Origin of the sequence: Bradyrhizobium sp. McL0616 (genome assembly GCF_049993385.1) — a bacterium.
In the GTDB taxonomy this organism is placed as follows: Bacteria; Pseudomonadota; Alphaproteobacteria; order Rhizobiales; family Xanthobacteraceae; genus Bradyrhizobium.
This window is the reverse complement of record NZ_CP188255.1, coordinates 5,889,187-5,911,181: the sequence shown is the minus strand read 5'-3', so window position 1 is coordinate 5,911,181 and position 21,995 is coordinate 5,889,187. Positions and strand designations below refer to the sequence as shown.

Here is a 21,995-nt window from a genome sequence, read left to right as displayed (position 1 = left end):
CGAGATGCGGGTTCTGGGGGCAGTACTGGGGGTGGGTCTTGCAGCGTCCTGCATCGTGCAGGCGCGTGCGCAGGTGCCGTCGATCAATCCCGGCGCGATCCAGAACGACATCGACCGGCAACGCCGCCAGTTCGAACAGCAGGCCGAGCCGCCCAAGCTGAACGGCCCGGCCGTGATCGGCGGCCCCCGGGAGAAATCGCCGCTCATGAAGCCGGGCGGCCCGAAATTCCGCCTGCGCAAGCTCGAGTTCGACTCATCCAAGTTCATCACGCCGGCGGAGCTTGACGAGATTGCGAAGAGATATGTCGGCAAGAATGTCGACATCGCGACGCTGTTGCAGATCGTCGCCGACATCAATGCCATCTACACCCAGCGCGGCATCGTCACGGGAATCGCGACGCTGCCGGATCAGGATCCCAGGGACGGGGTGGTCAAGATCAAGCTGACCGAGGGCCGGCTCCAGAAGGCGACCATCGAGGGTAACAAGCAGACGCGCACCGATTACATCCTCCAGCGCGTGAGGGAGCCTGAAGGCGAGGTCCTCGACGTTCCCAAGCTCAATCGCGACGTGATCTGGTTCAACCGGACCAACGACGTGCAGATCAAGGCGCTGCTGCAGCCCGGCACGAGCTTCGGCCTAACTGATCTTCAGTTCGCGGTGATCGAGCCGCCGGTCGACACCTTGCAGCTCTTTGTCGACAATCAGGCCGCGGAGAACACCGGCCGCTGGGAAGGCGGCGCCTTCTACAAGCGCCACGGCCTGTTCGGCGTCGACGACCGCCTGACCTTCTATGGCGTTCGCTCCGACGGCAATCTCAACGGCAACGTCGCCTACAGCATCCCGGTCAATCCCTGGGGCGGGCGCGCCGGCGTCAGCTATACCGAAGGCAAGATCAAGATCATCGAAGGCCCGTTCGTCGCGCTCGACGTCACCGGACGATCGAGCCAGGCCGCGGTCAATTTCAGCCAGCCGGTCTGGGTGACGCAGAACTGGCTGGTGCTGCTCAACGCCGCCGAGACCGAAGGCAAGACGGTGAGCCGCTTCACTTCGGTCGCCGTGACCGACGATCACTACGACAAGGCCACCGCCGGCGTCTCGGTGACCAATTCCGGCAACACCTATTCGATCACGGTCTCGCCCGCCGTGAACTACATCGAATGGCAAGACCACGTGCTCGGCAACAACCGCACGTTCAACACCTATACCGGTTCGATGATCGCAACCAGCGCCGCGGGCCCGGCCAACTTCACCGCCAACGTGCTGGCGAGCTGGCAGTACACGCAGGAGAAGCTGCTGCCGGGCGACCAGATCTTCACGATCGGCGGTCCCACCACTGTGCGCGGTTATCCGACCAACGCGGCATCCGGCGACAGCGGCTATTATTTCAACGCCGAGCTGCACTACAACTGGTCGCAATGGCTGAAGGGTTTTGACACCTACGTCTTCACCGATTGGGGCGCGGTGTATTCGACATTCCCCGGCATCACTGAATTGAGTTCGGTCGGCGTCGGCTTCTCCTGGACTTATGCGCAGTTCATGACGTTCGAGGCCAATTATGCCACGCCGTTGAAGATGGCGGTCTCGACCCAGCACCACTACGAAGCCTATGGCCGCATCATCGTCCGCCCGCTCTTGATGTTCGAGAAACAGCAAAGCGCTGCGCCGGCTCAGGTCGCCGACAAGGGCAAATCGTAGCGGCAGGCTGCCTCTCTCTCCGTCGTCATTGCGAGGAGCTCTTGCGACGAAGCAATCCAGACTAGCTCCGCGGCAAGATTCTGGATTGCTTCGCTGCGCTCGCAATGACGGAGAATGGATCTAGGGCGGCTTGATTAGCGTCGCAGCGTGAATTCGTCCGCACCGCGCCGGTGTTCCCACTTCACCTGCTCGAGCTCGGGCTGATCGCATTCTGATTCGGGGTATCCGATGCAGAGATAGGCGATGAATTTCCAGGACTGCGGGACGTCGAGCACGCTGTGGATGCGATCCGGGCTCAGAATTGAGACCCAGCCGATGCCGATACCTTCGGCGCGTGCCGCGAGCCACATCGCGGTAATTGCCGCGACCACGGAATATTCCGTCGTCTCGGGCATCGTCGTGCGGCCGAGGCCGTGGCCGATATCGCTGGCCTTGTCCGCGAACACGGCGAGGTGGCCAGGTGCTTGTTCCAGGCCCGAGAGCTTGAGCGCGGCATAGCGCGCAGCGCGTTCGCCGGAGTAGCAATTCAGCGCGTCGGCGTTGCATTCCCTGAAATCGTCGATCACGGCGCGGCGCCGTGCGGCATCGCCGACGATCACGAAGCGCCAGGGCTGGCTGAGGCCGACCGAGGGCGACAGACAGGCTGTCTCGATCAGCCGTTCCACGGCGCCGTCGGGCAACGGATCGGTGCGAAAGCGGCGCACGTCGCGGCGCCACACGAACAGTTCGCGCAAGTGTCGGCGGAAGGTGTCGTCGAACTCCACCATCAGGTCATCCCCCTGCCTGAAGGAAGGCTGCCGACACCAGCAGGATCAGGATCTCGCTGATTTGCTCGAAGGCGCCGAGGACGTCGCCGGTCTGCCCGCCAATCTGACGGATGGCAAGCCGCGCCAGGATCAGCCCGGCGAGCGACAGCAGGACGAGGCCAACTAACGCCTTGCCCGGCCCGAGCGCAAGCGCAAGACAGAGCGTGCCGAGCCCGAAAGCAATGGCGACGCTGCGGCCAGGCGGCGCTCCGGCGCTCGCGGAGAGCCCGTCGGGCCGCGCCGGCGGTACCAGCGACATGAAGGCCGGCACGCCGGCGCGGGCCGCGACATGCGCGGACGCGAGTGCCAGCGTCACGGCCCACGGATTGGCGATTGCCGCAAGCGCGCTCCAGCGCAGGCCGAACGACAGGATCAGCGCGCAGACGCCATAGCTGCCGATCCGGCTGTCGTGCATGATCTCGAGCTTGCGTTCGCGTGTTCGTCCGCCGCCAAGCCCGTCGGCGGCGTCTGCAAGCCCGTCCTCATGCAGCGCGCCGGTGATGAGGGTTGTCGCGGCCAGCGCGAGCAGGGCGGCCGGGCCGGGTGTCAATCCCAGCTTTCGCGCGATTGCGTAGGCAGCAGCGCCAGCCAACGCGACCAACAAACCCGCGACGGGCAGTGCCCAGGTCGCGCGCGCGATCGCGCCATCACCAGCGGGCTTTGACGATCCGACCGGAAAAATCGTAACGAACGACGTCGCGATCCTGAGATCGGCGATGATGTCCCAGATCATGTCGGCGCGCGGCTTCATTTCAGCTTCATCGGGAGGCCTGCGACGATGAACTCGACTTCGTCGGCAACAGCCGCAATGGTTTGGTTCATGATCCCGGCGGCGTCACGAAAGGCGCGCGCCAGCGCGTTGTCGGGCACGATGCCGAGGCCGACTTCGTTGGAGACGAGGATGACGGGACTCTTGAGGTGAGGCAGGGCATCGGCGAGCTCCGCCACCGCGTGCGAGCAGTCGCGCTCCGCATGCATCAGGTTGGAGAGCCACAGCGTCAGGCAATCGACCAGCCTTGCGCCGCCGCCATCGGTCGCGACCAGCGCCGCGACGAGATCGAGCGGCACCTCGCGCTCGGTCCAGTCTGTTCCGCGGCGTACGCGATGGGTTGCGATGCGCGCCTCCATTTCGGCATCGAGCGCCTCGGCTGTCGCGACATAGACGGGCCGCCCGGGAAAGGCGCGCGCGCGGCTTTCCGCACGCTTGCTTTTGCCCGATCGCGCTCCGCCCGTGATCAAAATGACGGCCATCAAGGTCTCCTGCCGGCCAGCACTAATCACCAAACGCGGGCAAAGACAAAGCCGAAATCCGCAGGCGGGGGGCTTGCGCTCGGCCAGCGCTTTGCGCAACAGGGGCCGGACAGGAGGCGCATGTGGGTTTTGCGGGTGCGATGGCGGTGGCGATGGCGGTGGATGCCCTTGTGGGCTGGCCGTCCTGGCTGTTCGCGCGGATCGGCCATCCCGTGACCTGGCTCGGCCGGCTGATCGCGGCGGTCGACACCGCCTGGAATCGGCCGACCGATCCGCCGGCTTTTCGCCGCGCTGCGGGCCTTGCCGGAGCGCTCGTGGTGATTGCACTTTCCGTCGCGCTCGGCTGGGTGCTTCAATCGGCGCTCGCGCCGGGGTGGATTCAAATGGTGCTGGTTGGCATCCTGGCCTGGCCGCTGGTCGCTTTGCGCTCGTTGCACGATCATGTCGCAGCGGTGGCAAGACCCTTGCTGGCCGGTGACATCGCCGCCGCGCGCGAAGCAGTCTCGCGTATCGTCGGCCGCGATCCTACAGCACTCGATGAAACCGGTATCGCGCGCGCCGCAATCGAGAGCCTTGCCGAAAACGCCTCGGACGGCATCGTGGCGCCGGTGTTCTGGGGCGCGCTGTTCGGGCTGCCCGGCATCTTCGGCTACAAGGCCATCAACACGCTGGATTCCATGATTGGCCATCGCACCGAACGCCACGAAGCCTTTGGCTGGGCGGCCGCGCGTATCGACGACGTCGCCAATTTCATTCCGGCGCGCCTGACTGGATTTTTGTTCGTACTGCTGGCCTCGCGGAGATCGGAGGCGCTGTCGTGCATGACACGGGATGCGCGCCGGCATCGCTCGCCCAATGCCGGCTGGCCGGAAGCTGCGATGGCCGGCGCGCTTCGTGTGCGGCTCAGTGGTCCGCGCATCTATCAGGACAGCGTCAGCAACGAACCCTGGTTGAACGAAGGCTCGCGCGATCCGGGCGCCGCTGATATCAGCGAAGGGTTGACCATATACCGCCGCGCCATGCTGCTGCTCGCGGGCCTCCTTGCGATCCTTAGCTTCGCGTGAAAGAACAGGGCATGCGCGAGCACGGTGGAAATCTCGATCTGGCCCAGCAGCGTTTTGGTGGACGCGCGGAGGACTGGATCGATCTCTCGACGGGGATCAACCGGCTGCCTTATCCCGTCGGCGAGATCGACGCGCGCTATTGGAGTGCGCTGCCGTCGCGATCCGAGATCGACGCCCTGCGTAAGGCTGCTCAGCACGCCTATCGCACAAGCGCGCCGGTCGTCGCGCTGGGCGGTGCGCAGGCCGCGATTCAACTGTTGCCGCGGCTCGCGCCGCGCGGCCGGGCGCGCGTTCTGGTGCCGACCTACAACGAGTATGCTCCAGTTCTGTCCACCGCGGGCTGGGATGTCGAGGAGGTGAGCGAGCTCGACGCGCTGGCAGGCGCGGACTTCGCCATCGTCGTCAATCCCAACAATCCAGACGGGCGCTGTTATTCGCCGAAGGATCTGCTGGCACTGCTGCCGCGCGTCGGCCGCCTCGTGATCGATGAGAGTTTTGCCGACGTCGTTCCGCACCTGTCGCTCGCTTCGCAAGCCGAGCGGCCCGGGCTCCTGATCCTGCGCTCGTTCGGAAAATTCTACGGGCTCGCGGGCCTGCGACTTGGCTTCGCGCTCGGCAACGCGACCGACATCGCGAGCCTTGCAGCGATGTCGGGCCCATGGCCGGTGTCGGGGGCAGCAATCGCAATCGGCCGTCGCGGCTTGCGCGATGACGACTGGGCCACGGCGACATCGGCGCGGCTCGCCAGGGACAGCGTGCGGCTGGATGCGATGGTGCAATCACAAGGCTGGACGCTGGTGGGCGGCACGCCGCTGTTTCGCCTTTACGACACGCCCGACGCGCCTGCCGCGCAGGAAAGACTTGCGCGCGGCCAGATATGGTCCCGGGTCTTCGCGCAAAAGCCGACATGGTTGCGCTTGGGCCTTCCAGGCGTCGAAAGCGAATGGACGCGTCTGTCCGAGGTGCTTTCTCGTTGAGTGCTCAGCGCGCGAGCGCGAGCAGGCCTTCGACATCAAGATGCGTTTCGATGTGATCGGCAAGCGCATCGAGCGCGCTCTCCACCCTGGCGTGATAGGGCTCGTCGCCTGCGGGAATGTCGAGCCTTGCGAGATACGCCCTGCGAAAGTCATCCGACGTGAACAACCCGTGCAAATAGCTGCCCTGCACGCGTCCATCACGCGAGATGGCACCTTCCGGCTCGCCGTTGAGTTTCGCAAACGGGCGGGCACGATCCGGCCCGTCGGTGCGGCCGATGTGAATTTCGTAGGCCTGGATCGGCTGATCCGTCGCCGCGTGGATGGCCTCAACACGCGTCAGCGTTTTTTGCGCACTCATCTCTGTCGTCACATCGAGAAGTCCGAGACCCGGCGTGTCGCCCGCGGGGCCCTCGATGCCGTCGGGGTCGGAAACGCTACGCCCAAGCATCTGGTAGCCGCCGCAGAGGCCGAGGACATGGCCGCCCCGGCGGTGATGCGCAGTAAGATCGATGTCCCAGCCCTGCGTGCGCAGGAAGGCGAGATCACCGCGGGTCGATTTGGAGCCGGGGATGATCACGAGCCGCACGTCGCCGGGGATGGCTTCGCCCGAACGGACCATCACGAGATCGACGCCCGGTTCGAGCTTGAGCGGATCGAGATCGTCGAAATTGGCGATCCGCGACAATGCGAGGCAGGCGATCTTGCACTGCCCCGGCTTTCGCGCATCGCTCAGGCCCAGCGCATCCTCGGCCGGTAGCTCACCAGCGCGTGGAAACCAAGGCAGCACGCCAAAGCCGCGCCACGACGTCTTCTCCTCGATCAGTCTATAGCCATCATCGAACAGGGTGGGATCACCGCGGAATTTGTTGATCACAAAACCCTGGATCATCGCGGCATCGTCCGGATCGATCACCGTCTTGATGCCGACCAGTTGCGCGATGACGCCGCCGCGGTCGATGTCGCCGATCAGCACGACCGGCACGTCGGCCTTGCGCGCAAAGCCCATATTGGCGATGTCGGCCTTGCGCAGATTGACCTCGGCCGGGCTGCCGGCGCCTTCGACCAGCACGAGGTCGGCGCGCGCCTTCAGCCGCTCGAAACTCTCCAGCACGGCGCCCATCAGCGACGGCTTCATCGCCGCATATTCGCGCGCACGCGCGGTCGCGATGCGTTTGCCCTGCACGATCACCTGTGCGCCGACATCGGTTTCGGGTTTCAGCAGCACCGGGTTCATGTCGGTATGCGGCTCGACGCCGGCAGCGAGCGCCTGAAGCGCCTGGGCGCGGCCGATCTCGCCGCCGTCGACGGTCACGGCGGCATTGTTGGACATGTTCTGTGGCTTGAAGGGGAGCACGCGCAGGCCGCGACGCGTAAACGCGCGCGCAAGGCCGGCGACGATGAGCGACTTGCCCACGTCCGAGCCGGCTCCCTGGATCATCAATGCGCGCGCCATCCCTGAGCCCGATCAGAACTCGACGCCGGCTTGCGCCTTGATGCCGGAACGGAACGGATGCTTGACCAGCGTCATCTCGGTGACGAGGTCGGCGATTTCGATCAACTCGTCCTTGGCATTGCGCCCGGTGAGCACGACATGCGTCATCGGCGGCTTGTGCGTCGTCAGGAAGTCGACGACCTCGGCGATATCGAGATAATCGTAGCGCAGCGCGATGTTGATCTCGTCCAGCAGGACCATGCGCAGGCTGGAATCGAGAATCAGCTCCTTGGCTTTCTCCCAGCCGGCGCGAGCGGCGGCGATGTCGCGGGCGCGGTCCTGCGTCTCCCAGGTAAAGCCTTCGCCCATCGCGTGGAACTGGCAGAGCTCGCCGAAATGGCCGGTGAGCAGGCGCCGCTCGCCGGTATCCCAGGCGCCCTTGATGAACTGCACGACGGCGCAGGGGAAGCCATGGGCGACGCAGCGGACGATCATGCCGAACGCGGAGGAGGACTTGCCCTTGCCGGCGCCGGTGTGGACGATGATCAGGCCCTTTTCGCCGCTCTTGGTCGCCATGATCTTGTCGCGGGCGACCTTGATTTTCGCCATTTTCGCAGCATGGCGGGCGTCAGTTTCCTCTGCCGTTTGGGTATCCGGTTCAGGCGTCATCGGACGGGGTCCTTCGGCTTGACAAGAGGCGGCCGGCGGCAAATGGTGGGCCGACGTTGGTTCCTGTCCTATGACAGGCGAAGAGGGAATGCGATAGGGTCCGAATCGGCAAGATTTGGGTCCAAAATGCAGCCGCCCCCGCGACCGTGACCGGAGAGATGCCCGAAGCCACTGGCCCCCCAAAGGGATCGGGAAGGCGGGGATCGAAGGGCGAAAGCCCTGCTCCGCAAGCCGGGAGACCTGCCAGCGCGGACATTTTGGACCGGCGGACGGGGTGTTCCGCGACGGGGAAACGGGCCTTCGCAAGAACGGTCCGTGTGCCTCATCGCCTCCCGCGTTTTATCCTGGAAGAGGCGATGACCGTCACACTTCACGTCTGTATCACCTGCCGCGCCGGCGAGACGCTTGGCGAAGGCGAAACTGCGCCGGGCAAGCGCTTGCATGGCGCGATCCTCGATGCCGGCGTGCCCGACGGCGTCACTGTGGTTCCCGTCGAATGCCTGTCGGCCTGTAGCCAGGGCTGCTCTGTCGCGCTGAGCGCACCCGGGCGGTGGTCCTATGTCTATGGGCGCCTGTCGGAGGCCCATGCGGGCGACGTGATTGCGGGCGCTGCGGCCTATGCCGGCGCGCCCGACGGCATCGTGCCCTGGCGCAGCCGCCCTGAGATCTTCCGCAAGCAATCGCTTGCCCGCATTCCCCCCATTGCCGTTGTGCCAGAGGCCGCTGAATGAACTCGCTTGCAAAAGTCCCGGTCACAGTGGTCACAGGTTTTCTTGGTTCCGGCAAGACCACGCTGATTCAGCATCTGCTCGCGAACCCCAATGGCAAGAAGCTCGCGGTGCTCGTCAACGAGTTCGGCAGCGAGGGTGTCGATGGCGAGATCCTGAAGTCCTGCGCCGATGCCAATTGTCCGGAAGAGAACATCGTCGAGCTCGCCAATGGCTGCATCTGCTGCACCGTTGCGGACGATTTCATTCCGACCATGGAGAAGCTGCTGGCGCGGCCGGTGAGGCCCGATCACATCCTGATCGAGACCTCGGGCCTCGCGCTGCCAAAGCCGCTGCTCAAGGCGTTCGACTGGCCTGAGATTCGCTCGCGCATCACAGTCGACGGCGTGATCGCGCTCGCGGACGCCGAGGCTGTCGCTGCCGGTCGTTTCGCGCCGAACCCGGCCGCCGTGGAAGCACAGCGCGCGGCGGATGAAAATCTCGATCACGAGACGCCGTTATCGGAAGTGTTCGAGGACCAGATCGCGTGTGCCGACATCGTGCTCTTGACGAAGGCCGATCTTGCCGGCGCCGCGGGCATTGAAGCCGCCAAGGCTGTGATCACGGCAGAGATGACGCGCCGCGTGCCAATGCTGCCGATCACCGACGGTGCGATCGATGCGCGCTTGATTCTCGGTCTCGGCGCTGCCGCCGAGAACGATCTCGCCGCGCGTCCCTCGCATCATGACGGCGAGGAAGACCACGAGCATGACGACTTTGCTTCCGTCGTGATCGATCTTCCGGAGGTTTCTGACGTGGATGCGCTGGTCGCATCAGTCCAGCGCCTGGCGCGCGATCAGAATGTGTTGCGCGTCAAGGGTTATATCGCGGTGGCGGGCAAGCCGATGCGCCTGTTGCTGCAGGCCGTCGGCGAGCGCGTGCGGCACCAGTTCGACAAGCCCTGGGGCGCGGGCGCGCGACAATCGAAACTCGTTGTCATCGGCGAGCACGGCGACATCGACGAGGCCGCGATCAGGTCAGGACTTGGTATCTGATGCACGTCGTCTTCCGCGAGAGCCGCGGTCTCGAGGAGACTGCGACGCCAAGGGACATCGGCCAGGACCCGGCCGATCTCGTGGTGCTCTCGTACTCGGACTCCGATCTCGCCGCGTTCGCGGCCGGCTGGCGGCGTGGCCGCGACAGCCTGCCGTCGCTGCGGCTGGCGAACCTCGCGGAACTCCGTCATCCGCTCTCGGTCGACACTTACATCGAGCGCACGCTGTCGCAGGCGCGCGGCATTCTGGTCCGCCTGATCGGCGGCGAGTCATATTGGTCGTACGGGCTGGCGGCTTTGCAGCAACTCGCGAAGGCCCGAAACATCGTGCTGGCCGTGCTGCCGGCTGATGGCCGCGACGATGAGCGGCTGGACGCGTACTCGACCTTGCCGGTCTCGACACTGCGCCGGCTCAAGGTCCTTTGCGACACCGGCGGCCCGGTCGCAGCCCAAGCCGCGATCGCGCAACTTGCGCTGGCCTCGGGCCTCTATGCCGGTCCCATCGTCGGCGAGACGACCGTTCCGGAGATGGGTTTTTACGATCCTGCACGCGGCGTCATCGCAGCGTCGGCGGCCGATGAGGGGAAGCCGCGCGCGCTGGTGACGTTCTACCGCTCCTATCTCACCGCCGCGGACACCGGCCCTGTCGATGCGCTGATCGCGGCGCTGCGCGAAAAGGGTTTTGATGCGTATGGCGTGTTCGTCACCTCGCTGAAGGCGGCGGGCGTCGCGGATTGGCTGCGAACACATCTTGCGCAAAATCCTCCGGCTGCGATCGTGAACGCGACGGCGTTTTCGGCGGCCGGCGACGACGGCTCGACGCCGTTCGACGTTGCCGGTTGCCCGGTGTTCCAGGTCGCGCTCTCCACAGCGCGGCGTGAGGACTGGGTCGACTCGCTGCGCGGCCTGTCGCCCGGCGACCTCGCGATGCATGTGGTGCTGCCGGATGTCGACGGTCGTCTGTTCACCGGCGTGGTGAGCTTCAAATCGGCAGCGATGCGCGACCCCGACCTGCAATTCTCGCATCTTGCCCATCGCGCGGATGAAGAGCGCGTCAAGGCCGTCGCCGCGCGCGTCGCGGCCTGGCGGCGGCTCGCGGAGATGCCGGCGGCTGAGAAGCGAATGGCGATAGTGCTCTCGAATTACCCGGGACGCCCGCACCAGATCGCGCATGCGGTCGGTCTTGATGCGCTTGCGTCGGTCGAAGCCTTGCTGACCGACCTCCGCGACGTCGGCTTCGACGTCGCGCCGGTCCATGCACTTGGCGAGACGCTGCGTCAGCGGAATTTGACCTGGAGCGTTGCTGAGTACCACGCCGCGCTCTCGCGCCTTCCGCAATCATTGCAGGATGATCTGGCGCAAGCCTGGGGCGCGCCGGAGAACGATCCGGGCTGCCGCGATGGCGGGTTACACTTTGCCGCGATCCAATGCGGCCGGTCGATCATCGCGGTTCAGCCGGAGCGTGGCGACACGGCCACGCGCGACGGCGATTATCACGATCTCGCCCGCACGCCGCGCCATGCCTATGTCGCGTTCTATCTCTGGCTCCGCCAGCAGGGGATGGACGCCGTCGTGCACATGGGTGCGCATGGCACGCTGGAATGGCTGCCCGGAAAATCCGCCGCGCTGTCGCAAGCCTGCTGGCCTGAAGCTCTGATCGGCGATCTGCCCGTCATCTATCCCTTCATCGTCAACGATCCCGGCGAGGCCGCGCAGGCCAAGCGGCGCATCGGCGCTGTCACGATCGGTCATCTGCCGCCGCCGCTTGCTGCGTCCAGCGTGCCGGAAGGCCTGCGCCGGCTCGAACAGCTCCTCGACGAATATTCGACCGCCGACGGGCTCGATCCCGCCCGCCGCCAGCGCCTGATCGCCGCGATCCGGGAGGAGGCGCGCGCCGCAGGACTGGAGGACGATCTCGGTCTCGATGCATCGGCAGCGCCGGCCGAAGCGATTCCGCGGATCGATCGCTTCGTCTGCGATCTCAAGGAAAGCCAGTTCGGCGATGGCCTGCACGTGTTCGGCCGCGGCGCCTGCGGCGAAGCGGAGCGAGACGCGCTATATGCCGCGATCGCTGGTCAGCGTGTCGCGCCAGGGCCTTCGGGCTCGCCCTATCGCGGGCGCCAGGACGTGCTGCCGACGGGGCGCAATCTCTTTGCCGTCGATCCGCGTGCGGTGCCGACGCCGTCGGCGCATGCGCAAGGCATCAAGCTTGCGGAAGAGTTGTTGCGCCGTCATTTGCAGGATCATGGCGATTGGCCGAAAGGGCTCGTGGTCGATCTCTGGGGCTCCGCCACCATGCGCACGGCCGGCGAGGAGTTCGCGATGGCACTGCATCTCGCCGGTCTTGCGCCGCACTGGGATCACGCCTCCGGCCGCGTGACCGGCTACGACATCATCGCGCCGGCCGAGCTTGGCCGTCCCCGCATCGACGTGACGTTGCGCGTGTCGGGCCTGTTCCGCGATGTCTTCTCCAGCCTTGCGCAATTGTTCGAAGCCGCCGCCGAGGCGCTCGCGGGGCGCGAGGACGAGGGCGACGAGAATCCCTATCGGCACCGCACCGCGCGCGTGTTCGCGCCGCGCCCCGGACAATACGGCGTCGGCCTGTCGGCGATCCCGGATGCCTTCACGCCGGAGACGCGGGAGGCTGCAGGCGAGGCCTGGCTGTCGGCGTCATCCTGGGCGTTCTCCGCTGATGGCGAGATCAAGCCCGATCGCGCCGGCATGGAACAGCGGCTCGCGTCTGCGGACGCCTTCGTCCACATTCAGGACCTGCCGGAAACGGATCTGCTACTCGCCGCCGATTACGCGGCCCATGAGGCTGGCATCGCGGCCGCTGCAGCACATCTCGGCGCTGCAACGCCATCGCTCTATCATCTCGACGCGACGCGGCCGGAGCAACCGCAGGCGCGGACGCTGACTGAGGAAATCTCCCGCGTCGTCCGCGCGCGCGCGGCCAATCCGGCCTGGATCGCCGGCATGATGCGCCACGGCTTTCGCGGCGCCGCCGAGATCACTGCGACGCTGGAGCACATGGCCGCCTTCGCCCATCTGGCCGGCGCCGTGCCGCCGCATCTGTTCGACCTCTACTATGACGCGACGCTTGCCAATGACGGCGTCCGGGCCTTCATGGCCCAGGAAAATCCGGCGGCGCTCGCCGCGATGGAAACTTGCTTCACCCGCCTGCACGAGGCTTCACTCTGGCGAACGCGCCGCAATTCGATCGCGGCTGCGCTCAAGGAGGCGTCATGAGCGCTTCTGCGATCAAAGGCTGGTGTCCCGGCGCGCTGCGGCCGATGCAATCGGGCGATGGGCTCGTGATTCGCGTGCGCCCGTTCGGTGGGCGGCTCGATGCGACGCAGGTGACCGGGCTTGCCGAGCTTGCCGAACGATTCGGCAACGGTCTCGTCGATGTGACGAGCCGCGCGAACCTCCAGATCAGGGGTGTGAGCGAACAGGGCCATCAACCGCTGCTCGACGGACTTGCGCAACTGGCACTGCTTGACCCCGATGCCGACATCGAAGCCCGGCGCAACATCCTGGTGACGCCGTTCTGGAACCCCGATGACGAGACGCAGGCGCTCGCCGCCGAGCTCGAAGAGGCGCTCGCAGAGAGCGCGCTCGAACTCCCTACAAAGTTCGGTTTCTCCATCGACGATGGGAAATCGCGCGTGCTCGCCGGCGATTCGGCCGACGTGCGGATCGAACGCGATCGTGCGGGCCATCTCCTGGTGCGGGCCGATGGCTTGAGGCTCGGCCGCACCGTCGGGCGTGGAGAGGCCGTGAGCACCGCGCTCGCGCTCGCAAACTGGTTCATCGCATCCGGCGGCGTCAAAGGCGGGCGAGGGCGCATGGCGGCCCATATCGCGGCCGGCGCCGCATTGCCTGAAACGTTGAGCGGCGAGACCGAGCCCGCGCCCGTGATGGCCGCGTCACGGCCCGGGCACTACCCGCAAGGCGCAATGGTCGGCGTCGCCTTTGGGCAAATGTTGCATACGACGCTCCTACAATTCGCGGGTTGCGGACATGCGCTGCGCATGACGCCATGGCGGATGGTGCTCAGCGAAGGCAAGCGGGCGATGCCAAGTGGAGCAGGCCTCATCACGGAGCCGTACGATCCCGCGTTGCGCGTCATTGCCTGCAGCGGCGCGCCGCGCTGCCGCGAGGCGCATGCCGACACGCGCGCGCTTGCGGCCGCCCTTGCACCGCGTATCGCTCTCGATACACGGCTCCATGTCTCCGGCTGCGCCAAGGGCTGCGCCCGTTCCGGCGCGTCTGCGGTGACGCTGGTTGCGACCAGCACCGGTTTTGATCTTGTCCGCGACGGCTCGACGCGCGACGAGCCGGTCTTGCGTGGCCTGAACGGGGCCGACATCGTCAGCGATCCCTCCATCCTGGTCGGAGGGCACTGATGCCGCATCTCTATGAGACCGACGGCGCAGCGATCTACCGCCAATCCTTTGCAACCATCCGGGCCGAGGCCGATCTTGCGCGGTTCTCGCCCGACGAGGAGCAGGTGGTGGTACGGATGATCCATGCCGCCGGCATGGTGGGCCTGGAGGCGCATGTCCGCTTCACGCCGGGTATGGCGACCGCCGCGCGCGCCGCGTTGCAGAGCGGCGCGCCGATCCTGTGTGATGCGCGCATGGTCTCGGAAGGGATCACGCGCGCGAGACTTCCCGCGGCGAACGCTGTCATCTGTACACTCGGCGACGCTTCCGTTCCGGCGCTGGCACAATCCATGCGCAACACGCGCTCGGCCGCAGCGCTCGAACTTTGGCGCCCACATCTCGATGGCGCGGTCGTCGCGATCGGCAATGCGCCGACCGCGTTGTTTCATCTGCTCAATATGCTGGAGGACCGCGACTGCCCGCGGCCCGCGGCGATCATCGGCTGTCCCGTCGGATTCGTCGGTGCGGCCGAATCCAAGGCCGCGCTGATGGCTGATCCGCCGGTGCCGGCGCTGACCGTCGAAGGCCGCCTCGGCGGCTCCGCGATCACGGTCGCTGCCGTGAATGCGCTGGCGAGCCGGAGCGAATAGCGATGGGACGCATCATCTGCTGCGGTCTCGGCCCCGGCGACCCTGATATGATGAGCGTGCGCGCGGACCGGACGGTGCGCGCGGCAAAGCACGTCGCCTATTTCCGCAAGAAGGGCCGGCCGGGCCAGGCGCGCCGCATCGTCGAGGGCATGTTAGCTGCCGACGTCACCGAATATCCGATGGAATATCCGGTGACGACCGAGATCGCCTTCGACAGCGCTGACTATGTCCATCTGCTAGCCGGCTTCTACGACGAATGGGCCGAGCGCCTGGCGCGGCTTTCGCGCGCCGTCGACGTCGTCGTGCTCTGCGAAGGCGATCCTTACTTCTACGGCTCCTTCATGCATCTGCACACGCGCCTGCAAGGCCGTGTCGCGATCGAGGTGATCGCCGGTATTCCCGGGATGGTGGGCTGCTGGAATGGTGTCGGCCAACCGATCGCGCTTGGCGACGATGTGACGACAGTGCTGATGGGCACGCTCGCCGAAGACGAGCTCGAACGCCGCATGCGCGATTCCGATGCGCTGGTCATCATGAAGACCGGCCGCAATCTCGCGAAGGTGCGTCGTGCGCTCGCCTCCGCGGGCCGGCTGGATGACGCCTGGCTGGTCGAGCGCGGTACCATGCCGGGCGAGCGTGTGGTGCGGCTCGCGGAGATCGACGCCGCCGAGTGCCCCTATTTCGCGATCGTGCTCGTGCACGGCAAGGGCCGGCATCCGGACGCCGCCGAATGACGGGGACGCTGACCATCGCCGGCCTTGGCCCGGGCAGCGAGGCGATGGTGACGCCGGAGGTCTCCGCTGCACTTGCCTGTGCGACCGACATCTTGGGGTACGCGCCCTATGTCGCGCGCGTGCCGCCGCGGCCCGGGCTCACCCTGCATCCATCGGATAATCGCGTAGAGTTGCAGCGTGCGGGCGAAGCCCTGCAGCTTGCCGCCGAAGGCGGCCACGTCGTTGTCGTCTCCTCCGGCGACCCCGGCGTCTTCGCTATGGCCTCCGCCGTGTTCGAGGCGCTCGAGCAGGCGCCGCAATATCGGGAGCTGCCGATCCGCGTGCTGCCGGGCATCACCGCGATGCTGGCCGCGGCTGCGCGGGCCGGCGCACCGCTCGGCCATGATTTCTGCGCGATCAATCTTTCCGACAATCTCAAGCCGTGGGCGGTGATCGAGAAGCGCCTGCGGCTGGCGGCGGAAGCCGATTTTGCCATCGCACTGTACAATCCGCGCTCGGCGAGCCGACCGGACGGATTTGGCCGCGCGCTCGCGGCGCTGAAGGAGGCTGGCTGCGGTGAGCGCCTCGTGATCTTCGCGCGCGCGGTCAGCGCGCCCGATGAAAAGATCGAGACCGTCACGCTGAACGAGGCCCGGCCTGAGATGGCCGACATGCGGACGCTGGTGATCGTCGGCAATTCGCAGACGCGCCGCGTCGGCCGCTGGGTCTATGCGCCGAGGCAGGTGCGATGACCGAGCCAATGCATCACTTCGGCCACGCTCTCAACCCGCAGGCGGTCGGGCAGCCGCGGCCGCGAGATCATGATCACGGGAATCCCCAGCATGCGGGCCGCGTCGATCTTGGCGCGCGCGCCAGCGCCGCCGGAATTGCGGGCGACGATCCAGGCGATGCCGCGCGTGCGCAACATCTCCAACTCGCCATCAAGCGTGAACGGTCCGCGCGACACGATCACATCCGCGGCAAAGGGCAGGGGCGCTTCGGGTGGATCGACGAAACGCAGCGTGTAGACGTGATGCGGCTTCGTCGCAAATGGCGCGATGTGCTGGCGGCCGATGGCGAGGAATATTTTTGCCGGGCTTTCCGGAAGAACCACGACGATAGCGTTGACGTCGGCGACCTCGACCCAGCTGTCGCCGGGCGTCTTGGTCCAGGGCGCGCGCTCCAGCGCAATCAATGGCGTGCCCGTTTGCGTGCACGCTTCGACCGCATGACGGCTCATCTCGGCAGCAAAGGGGTGCGTCGCGTCGATCAGATGCGTGATGCCTGCGTGACGGATGTAGTCGGCAAGTCCGGCCACTCCGCCAAAGCCGCCGATGCGGGTCGGCAGCGGCTGGTCGGCGGGGGCGCGGGTGCGGCCGCCATAGGAGTAGACAGCTTCGATGCCCGCGCGCGCGATCTCCGCTGCGAGCAGGCTCGCATTGGCTGTTCCGCCCAGAATGAGGGCGCGAATCATGTCTGATCCCTGGCTGACCATCATCGGTATCGGCGAAGATGGCCTTGCCGGGCTGTCGGAAGCAAGCCGAAAGGCGCTTGCCAAGGCTGAAACCGTCTTCGGCGGTGAGCGTCATCTTACGCTTGCAGACGTCGGTGGCCGCGGCCGCCCGTGGCCGGCGCCGTTCGATGCAAACGTCGTGCTGAGCTGCCGCGGCCGGCCCACGGCGGTGCTCGCCTCAGGCGATCCGTTCTGGCACGGCGCAGGCGCGGGTCTTGCCGAGAAGCTGGACGCAGGCGAGTGGATTGCGCACTCGGCGCCGTCAACGTTTTCGCTCGCCGCCGCGCGACTGGGCTGGCGCGTCGAATCCGTCGTCTGTCTCGGCCTTCACGCCGCGCCATTCGAACGCCTGGTGCCGCATCTCGCGCAGGGCGCGCGGATCATTTGTCTCGTGCGCGACGGCAAGGCCGCCGGCGATCTTGCAAAGTGGCTGAGCGATCACGGATGGGGCGCCTCGGCGTTCCGGACTCTCACCGCGCTCGGCGGACCGCGCGAAGCCATCGCAGAGCATCGAGCCGACAGCTTTACCGGCGATCTCGCTGGAAACCTGGTTGCGGTGGCGTTGGAGGCGAGGGGAGCGCCGGGTATTCCCCGCAGCTCGGGCCTTGCGGATGATCTTTTCGTCCATGACGGCCAAATCACCAAGCGGCCGGTACGCGCGCTGGCGCTCTCGGCGCTGGCGCCGCGTTCCGGCGAGCTTCTGTGGGACATCGGCGCCGGCTCCGGCTCGATCTCGGTGGAGTGGGCGCTATGCGGCGGGACCGCGATGGCGATCGAAGCGCGAGAAGATCGCGTCGCAAACATCCATCGCAACGCGGCGGCGTTCGGATTGGCGCACCGGATCAGTGTGGTTGCGGGAAGGGTGCCCGAAGCGCTCGCGGCGCTGCAAGCGCCGCACGCCGTCTTCATCGGGGGAGGCCTCGATCATGCAGTGTTTGAGGCTGTCTGGTCGCGCATCACGCCCGGTACGCGGCTCGTCGTGCATGGGGTGACGCTTGAGACGGAAGCGCTGCTCGGCGAACTGCATCAGCGGCACGGCGGCGAGTTGATGCGGATCGAGATCGCGTATGCCGGCCCGCTCGGCCGTTACCGTTCCTGGGAGGCGGCGCGGCCGGTGGTGCAGTGGAGTACGGTCCGATGAAAGTCGCCGGGCTCGGATTCAAGGGCAACGTGACGCTCGCTTCGCTTCGAGAAGCGCTCGTCGCGGCTGGCGGCCCTGATGGTCTTGCGGCGCTAGCGACGATCAGTGACAAGGCCGACGCCGAGGCGCTGAAATTGCTCGCACGCGAATGTGGCGTACCGATTAGGGCCGTTCCTGCTGAAATGTTGGCTCGCATCGATACGCCAACGCAGTCGAAGCTCGTCACCGAAAAATTTGGAACAGGCTCAGTTGCCGAGGCGGCGGCGCTCGCTGCCGCTGGCCCTCGCGCGCGGCTTATCGCGACGCGCGTGGTGTCGCGGGATCGCACCGCAACCGCGGCTATCGCGGAAGGAGACGGCGCATGACCGTGCATTTCATCGGCGCGGGGCCAGGCGCGCCTGATTTGCTGACGTTGCGCGGCCGCGACTTGATCGCCGCCTGTCCGGTTTGCCTCTACGCCGGCTCGCTGGTGCCCGAGGGCGTCCTGGCGCATTGCCCGCCCGGTGCGCGGATCGTCAACTCCGCACCCATGTCGCTCGACGAGATCATCGCGGAGATCGCCGCCGCTCACACAGACGGCAAGAACGTCGCGCGGCTGCATTCCGGCGATCTCTCGATCTGGTCGGCGATGGGCGAGCAGCTCCGCCGGCTGCGTGCACTTGGCATTCCCTACACGGTGACGCCGGGCGTGCCGTCGTTCTCCGCCGCCGCCGCGGCACTTGAAGCCGAGCTGACATTGCCGGGACTGGCGCAGACTGTCGTGTTGACGCGCACGCCGGGCCGCGCCAGCGCGATGCCCGAGGGCGAGAAGCTCGCTGCCTTCGCCGCAACCGGCGCGGTGCTCGCGATCCATCTGTCGATCCATCTGCTCGACATGGTCATCGCTGAGCTCACGCCGCATTACGGCCCGGACTGCCCGGTCGCCATCGTCTGGCGTGCGAGCTGGCCGGACCAGCGCATCGTTCGCGCCACGCTCGCAACGCTCGATGCGGCCGTAGGTGTCGAGCTCGAACGCACCGCGCTCATCCTGGTCGGCAAGACGCTCGGCGCGGCGGATTTTGCCGAGAGCCGGCTCTATGCCGCGGACTATGACCGCCGCTATCGGCCGATCGGCGCCGAGCCGCGCTTTCCGGAGGCGTCGTGATGACTGCGGGTCTCGTCATCTCCGCGCCGGCCTCAGGTGTCGGCAAGACGACGCTGACGCTGGCGCTCGCCCGCGCCTGGCGCAATCGCGGCCTCAACGTGCAGTGCTTCAAGAGCGGTCCCGATTACATCGATCCTGCCTTCCACGCCGTCGCGACGGGACGCGCCTCCGTCAACGTCGATAGCTGGGCGATGGACCGCACCACCATTGCCCATCTCGTCAGCCGTGGTACCGACGCCGATGTCGTGCTCGCCGAAGGCTCGATGGGACTGTTCGATGGCGTCGCCGCGCGCGGCGCCTCCGGCACTGGGGCGACGGCCGATATTGCGGAGATGCTGGGCTGGCCGGTGGTTCTGGTGATCGATCCGTCCGGGCAGGCACAGACGGCGGCGGCGATCGCCGCAGGCCTGCGCGATTACCGCGCCGGCGTGCGCCTTGCGGGCGTCGTGCTCAACCGTGTCGCCAGCTCGCGCCATGAAGACCTCGTGCGGCGTGCGCTGCTGGAAGCTGACATCGCTGTGTTCGGCGCGCTGCCGCGCCATGCCGAGATCAGCCTGCCGAAACGGCATCTCGGCCTGGTGCAGGCCGAGGAGCAGGCGGAGATCGGCAGCCTGATCGACGAAGCCGCACGTTTTGTCAGCGAGCATGTCGATGTCGATGCCGTGCTGCGAGCAGCTGCCGACTGGTCGCCGCAACCGGCAGCGAACGGCCTGAACGTGACACCGCCGGGCCAGCGCATCGCGCTCGCCCGCGATGCGGCGTTCTCCTTTGTCTATCCGCACATGCTGGAAGCCTGGCGCGCGGCGGGTGCAGAGATCTCGACATTCTCGCCGCTTGCCGACGAAGCGCCCGATGCAAGCGCCGACGTGTGCTGGCTGCCGGGCGGGTATCCCGAGCTTCACGCTGGGCAACTCGCCGCCAATGCGCGCTTCCGCAGCGGCTTGCTTGCCTTCGCCGAAACGGGGCCGGTGCATGGCGAATGCGGAGGCTATATGGTGCTGGGCGCAGGCCTCACCGATGCGGAGGGCGTCCGCCACGAGATGACGGGCCTGCTCGGCCTGGAGACGAGCTTTGCCAGGCGGCGCATGCATCTGGGCTATCGTCTCGCTACCCTCGCTGCGCCGATGCCGGGGCATCAGGCCGGCGCGCGTCTGCGCGGTCATGAGTTCCACTATTCGACCATTCTCGCCCAGCCGGACACGCCGCTCGCAGTCGTGCATGACGCGACCGGCGCGGTCATTGCCGAGACCGGCTCGCGGCGCGGCCACGCCACGGGGACGTTCTTTCATCTGATCGCGGAGGACCGGTGAGCGGCTTTGTCTCCTTCATCTCCGCAGGCCCCGGCGATCCCGAGCTGCTCACGCTGAAGGGCGCGGCGCGGCTGCGCAACGCCGATGTCGTGCTCTATGACGATCTCGCCTCCGGCGCGATCCTCGATCTCGCCCGGCCCGGTGCCAATCTCGTCGCGGTGGGCAAGCGGGCAGGGCGGCCCTCGACCAAGCAGCATCATGTCAACCGCCTCCTGGTCGACTATGCCGCAACCGGTGTGCGCGTGGTGCGGCTGAAGTCCGGCGATGCCGGCATTTTCGGCCGGCTGGAAGAGGAGCTCGAGACGCTGCGCGAGGCCGGCATCGGCTACGAGATCATCCCCGGCGTCACCTCGGCCTGCGTCGCGGCTGCGCAAGCCGGCATTCCCCTGACCCGTCGCCACACCTCGCGCCGGGTGCAGTTCGTGACCGGAGCCGATGTCAGCGGCGAGCTGCCGCAAAACCTCAACTGGGCGGCGCTGGCCGATCCGGAGGCGACCACCGTCGTCTATATGGGTCGCCGCACCTTTCCGGCGCTCGCCGCAAAATTGATCGCGCACGGCCTCGCCCCAAACACCCCGGCGCTGTTCGCCGAATCCCTCGGCCGCCCCGACGAGCGGCTGGTCCGCACCACCATTGCCGAGCTTGCCGAGCAGCTTGCGCGTGGCGGGTCCGCCTCGACCGCGGCCGTGATCCTGTTTGGCGCGCTGGCAGAGGGCGCTAGGTGATGCTGACGCTCTCCCTGATAGGCATCGGTTGCGGCGATCCCGAGCAGCTCACGCGCGCCGCCGTTCGTGCCATCAACGCGGCCGACCTCGTCCTGATCCCGCGCAAGGGGACCGCGAAATCCGATCTCGCCGATTTGCGGCGGACGATCTGCGCTGACGTGCTCACCAGCGACAAGACAGGCATCGCCGAGTTCGATCTTCCCGTGCGCGATGCGGCCGATGCCGACTACCGCAAGGGCGTCGACGATTGGCACGATGCAGTGGCGGCGAGCTGGTCACAGACGATCGCGAGCCATCTCGGCGGCGACGGGAAGGTCGCGCTGCTGATCTGGGGCGATCCCTCGCTCTACGATTCCTCGCTGCGCATTGCGCGCCGGCTCAATCCCTTGCCGAAGATCGCGGTCGTGCCCGGCATTACCTCGATCCAGGCGCTGTGCGCGGCGCATGCGCTGCCGCTCAACGATATCGGCGAGCCGTTCCTGGTCACGACGGGACGTCGCTTGCGCGAGGGCGGCTGGCCGGTGGGTGTCGATACAGTCGTCGTGATGCTCGACGGCGGCACCGCGTTCCAGTCGCTCGATCCGAGCAGCTTACACATCTGGTGGGGCGCCTATCTCGGCATGCCTGATCAGCTCATCATGTCCGGCACGCTGGCTGAAATCGGTCCGCGCATCGTCGCCGCACGCCAAGAAGCGCGCGAACGGCACGGCTGGATCATGGACAGCTACATTCTCAAGCGCAGGCCGTGAGCCAAG

At 66.7% G+C, this 21,995-nt stretch carries 22 protein-coding genes and 1 riboswitch; of the genes, 16 read left to right on the top strand and 6 right to left on the bottom strand.

Translation table 11 applies throughout. The features are described from left to right. Window positions 1–4: 4 nt before the first annotated feature. Entirely contained in the window at window positions 5–1,696 is a 1,692-nt protein-coding gene (locus ACPPVR_RS28705; RefSeq protein WP_426609923.1) for a ShlB/FhaC/HecB family hemolysin secretion/activation protein, read from the top strand. A gap of 134 nt (window positions 1,697–1,830) precedes the next feature. Here the strand turns inward: ACPPVR_RS28705 and bluB are convergent, their stop codons facing one another. Genes bluB through cobU form a run of 3 tightly spaced genes read right to left on the bottom strand, consistent with a single transcriptional unit; the run spans window position 1,831 to window position 3,753 of the window. Continuing rightward, entirely contained in the window at window positions 1,831–2,463 is a 633-nt protein-coding gene (bluB, locus tag ACPPVR_RS28700; protein WP_426609922.1) for a 5,6-dimethylbenzimidazole synthase, read from the bottom strand. Window positions 2,464–2,467: 4 nt separating this feature from the next. After that, complete coding sequence (cobS, locus tag ACPPVR_RS28695; protein ID WP_426609921.1) at window positions 2,468–3,253, bottom strand: adenosylcobinamide-GDP ribazoletransferase; 786 nt, start codon at window positions 3,251–3,253, stop codon at window positions 2,468–2,470. Beyond that, a complete protein-coding gene (cobU, locus tag ACPPVR_RS28690) occupies window positions 3,250–3,753 on the bottom strand; it encodes a bifunctional adenosylcobinamide kinase/adenosylcobinamide-phosphate guanylyltransferase (RefSeq protein ID WP_426609920.1) in 504 nt (167 codons plus the stop codon). Before cobU ends, cobS begins: the two co-directional genes overlap by 4 nt. A 122-nt stretch (window positions 3,754–3,875) precedes the next feature. On the opposite strand from cobU, the gene cbiB reads away from it, so the two are divergent. After that, complete coding sequence (cbiB, locus tag ACPPVR_RS28685; protein WP_426609919.1) at window positions 3,876–4,817, top strand: adenosylcobinamide-phosphate synthase CbiB; 942 nt, start codon at window positions 3,876–3,878, stop codon at window positions 4,815–4,817. 11 nt (window positions 4,818–4,828) lie between these two features. Beyond that, entirely contained in the window at window positions 4,829–5,794 is a 966-nt protein-coding gene (cobD, locus tag ACPPVR_RS28680) for a threonine-phosphate decarboxylase CobD (protein ID WP_426609918.1), read from the top strand. 4 nt (window positions 5,795–5,798) lie between these two features. Here cobD and ACPPVR_RS28675 read toward each other — a convergent pair whose 3' ends face one another. Both ACPPVR_RS28675 and cobO read right to left on the bottom strand, forming a co-directional pair. Then, a complete protein-coding gene (locus ACPPVR_RS28675; RefSeq protein WP_426609917.1) occupies window positions 5,799–7,247 on the bottom strand; it encodes a cobyric acid synthase in 1,449 nt (482 codons plus the stop codon). Window positions 7,248–7,259: 12 nt separating this feature from the next. Next, window positions 7,260–7,895 (bottom strand): cob(I)yrinic acid a,c-diamide adenosyltransferase, encoded by a 636-nt coding sequence (gene cobO / locus ACPPVR_RS28670; RefSeq protein WP_426609916.1) that lies wholly within the window; start codon window positions 7,893–7,895, stop codon window positions 7,260–7,262. 40 nt (window positions 7,896–7,935) lie between these two features. Further along, window positions 7,936–8,157, top strand: a riboswitch (cobalamin riboswitch). Window positions 8,158–8,251: 94 nt separating this feature from the next. Here cobO and ACPPVR_RS28665 point away from each other — a divergent pair. Genes ACPPVR_RS28665 through cobJ form a run of 7 tightly spaced genes read left to right on the top strand, consistent with a single transcriptional unit; the run spans window position 8,252 to window position 16,159 of the window. Beyond that, window positions 8,252–8,626 carry a DUF1636 family protein gene (locus ACPPVR_RS28665; RefSeq protein ID WP_426609915.1) on the top strand — a complete coding sequence of 125 codons (375 nt, stop codon included), beginning with the start codon at window positions 8,252–8,254 and terminating at the stop codon, window positions 8,624–8,626. Then, window positions 8,623–9,657: a cobalamin biosynthesis protein CobW gene (gene cobW / locus ACPPVR_RS28660; RefSeq protein WP_426609914.1), complete on the top strand. Its 1,035-nt coding sequence runs from the start codon at window positions 8,623–8,625 to the stop codon at window positions 9,655–9,657. The genes ACPPVR_RS28665 and cobW overlap by 4 nt, the downstream gene beginning before the upstream one ends. Continuing rightward, window positions 9,657–12,905, top strand: coding sequence for a cobaltochelatase subunit CobN (cobN, locus tag ACPPVR_RS28655; RefSeq protein ID WP_426609913.1), 3,249 nt, complete (start codon window positions 9,657–9,659; stop codon window positions 12,903–12,905). The genes cobW and cobN overlap by 1 nt, the downstream gene beginning before the upstream one ends. Further along, window positions 12,902–14,065, top strand: coding sequence for a precorrin-3B synthase (cobG, locus tag ACPPVR_RS28650; RefSeq protein WP_426609912.1), 1,164 nt, complete (start codon window positions 12,902–12,904; stop codon window positions 14,063–14,065). Before cobN ends, cobG begins: the two co-directional genes overlap by 4 nt. Next, the gene (locus ACPPVR_RS28645; protein ID WP_426609911.1) at window positions 14,065–14,694 is read left to right on the top strand and encodes a precorrin-8X methylmutase; all 630 of its coding nucleotides are present in this window, start codon (window positions 14,065–14,067) and stop codon (window positions 14,692–14,694) included. Before cobG ends, ACPPVR_RS28645 begins: the two co-directional genes overlap by 1 nt. Window positions 14,695–14,696: 2 nt before the next feature. Next, window positions 14,697–15,428 (top strand): precorrin-2 C(20)-methyltransferase, encoded by a 732-nt coding sequence (locus ACPPVR_RS28640; protein ID WP_426609910.1) that lies wholly within the window; start codon window positions 14,697–14,699, stop codon window positions 15,426–15,428. After that, window positions 15,425–16,159, top strand: coding sequence for a precorrin-3B C(17)-methyltransferase (gene cobJ, locus ACPPVR_RS28635; RefSeq protein ID WP_426609909.1), 735 nt, complete (start codon window positions 15,425–15,427; stop codon window positions 16,157–16,159). The genes ACPPVR_RS28640 and cobJ overlap by 4 nt, the downstream gene beginning before the upstream one ends. On the opposite strand, the gene ACPPVR_RS28630 is transcribed toward cobJ, so the two are convergent. Beyond that, the gene (locus ACPPVR_RS28630; RefSeq protein ID WP_426609908.1) at window positions 16,135–16,881 is read right to left on the bottom strand and encodes a cobalt-precorrin-6A reductase; all 747 of its coding nucleotides are present in this window, start codon (window positions 16,879–16,881) and stop codon (window positions 16,135–16,137) included. The two genes, cobJ and ACPPVR_RS28630, sit on opposite strands and share 25 nt — an antisense overlap. On the opposite strand from ACPPVR_RS28630, the gene cbiT reads away from it, so the two are divergent. The 6 genes from cbiT to cobF are packed head-to-tail and all read left to right on the top strand — an operon-like array spanning window position 16,880 to window position 21,989. Further along, a complete protein-coding gene (gene cbiT / locus ACPPVR_RS28625) occupies window positions 16,880–18,061 on the top strand; it encodes a precorrin-6Y C5,15-methyltransferase (decarboxylating) subunit CbiT (protein WP_426609907.1) in 1,182 nt (393 codons plus the stop codon). The two genes, ACPPVR_RS28630 and cbiT, sit on opposite strands and share 2 nt — an antisense overlap. Beyond that, the gene (locus ACPPVR_RS28620; RefSeq protein WP_426609906.1) at window positions 18,058–18,426 is read left to right on the top strand and encodes a cobalamin biosynthesis protein; all 369 of its coding nucleotides are present in this window, start codon (window positions 18,058–18,060) and stop codon (window positions 18,424–18,426) included. The genes cbiT and ACPPVR_RS28620 overlap by 4 nt, the downstream gene beginning before the upstream one ends. Next, the gene (cobM, locus tag ACPPVR_RS28615) at window positions 18,423–19,205 is read left to right on the top strand and encodes a precorrin-4 C(11)-methyltransferase (RefSeq protein WP_426609905.1); all 783 of its coding nucleotides are present in this window, start codon (window positions 18,423–18,425) and stop codon (window positions 19,203–19,205) included. Before ACPPVR_RS28620 ends, cobM begins: the two co-directional genes overlap by 4 nt. Next, complete coding sequence (locus ACPPVR_RS28610) at window positions 19,205–20,515, top strand: cobyrinate a,c-diamide synthase (protein ID WP_426609904.1); 1,311 nt, start codon at window positions 19,205–19,207, stop codon at window positions 20,513–20,515. The genes cobM and ACPPVR_RS28610 overlap by 1 nt, the downstream gene beginning before the upstream one ends. After that, the gene (cobA, locus tag ACPPVR_RS28605; protein ID WP_426609903.1) at window positions 20,512–21,240 is read left to right on the top strand and encodes a uroporphyrinogen-III C-methyltransferase; all 729 of its coding nucleotides are present in this window, start codon (window positions 20,512–20,514) and stop codon (window positions 21,238–21,240) included. The genes ACPPVR_RS28610 and cobA overlap by 4 nt, the downstream gene beginning before the upstream one ends. Beyond that, window positions 21,240–21,989 (top strand): precorrin-6A synthase (deacetylating), encoded by a 750-nt coding sequence (gene cobF, locus ACPPVR_RS28600; protein WP_426609902.1) that lies wholly within the window; start codon window positions 21,240–21,242, stop codon window positions 21,987–21,989. The genes cobA and cobF overlap by 1 nt, the downstream gene beginning before the upstream one ends. Window positions 21,990–21,995 lie beyond the last annotated feature (6 nt).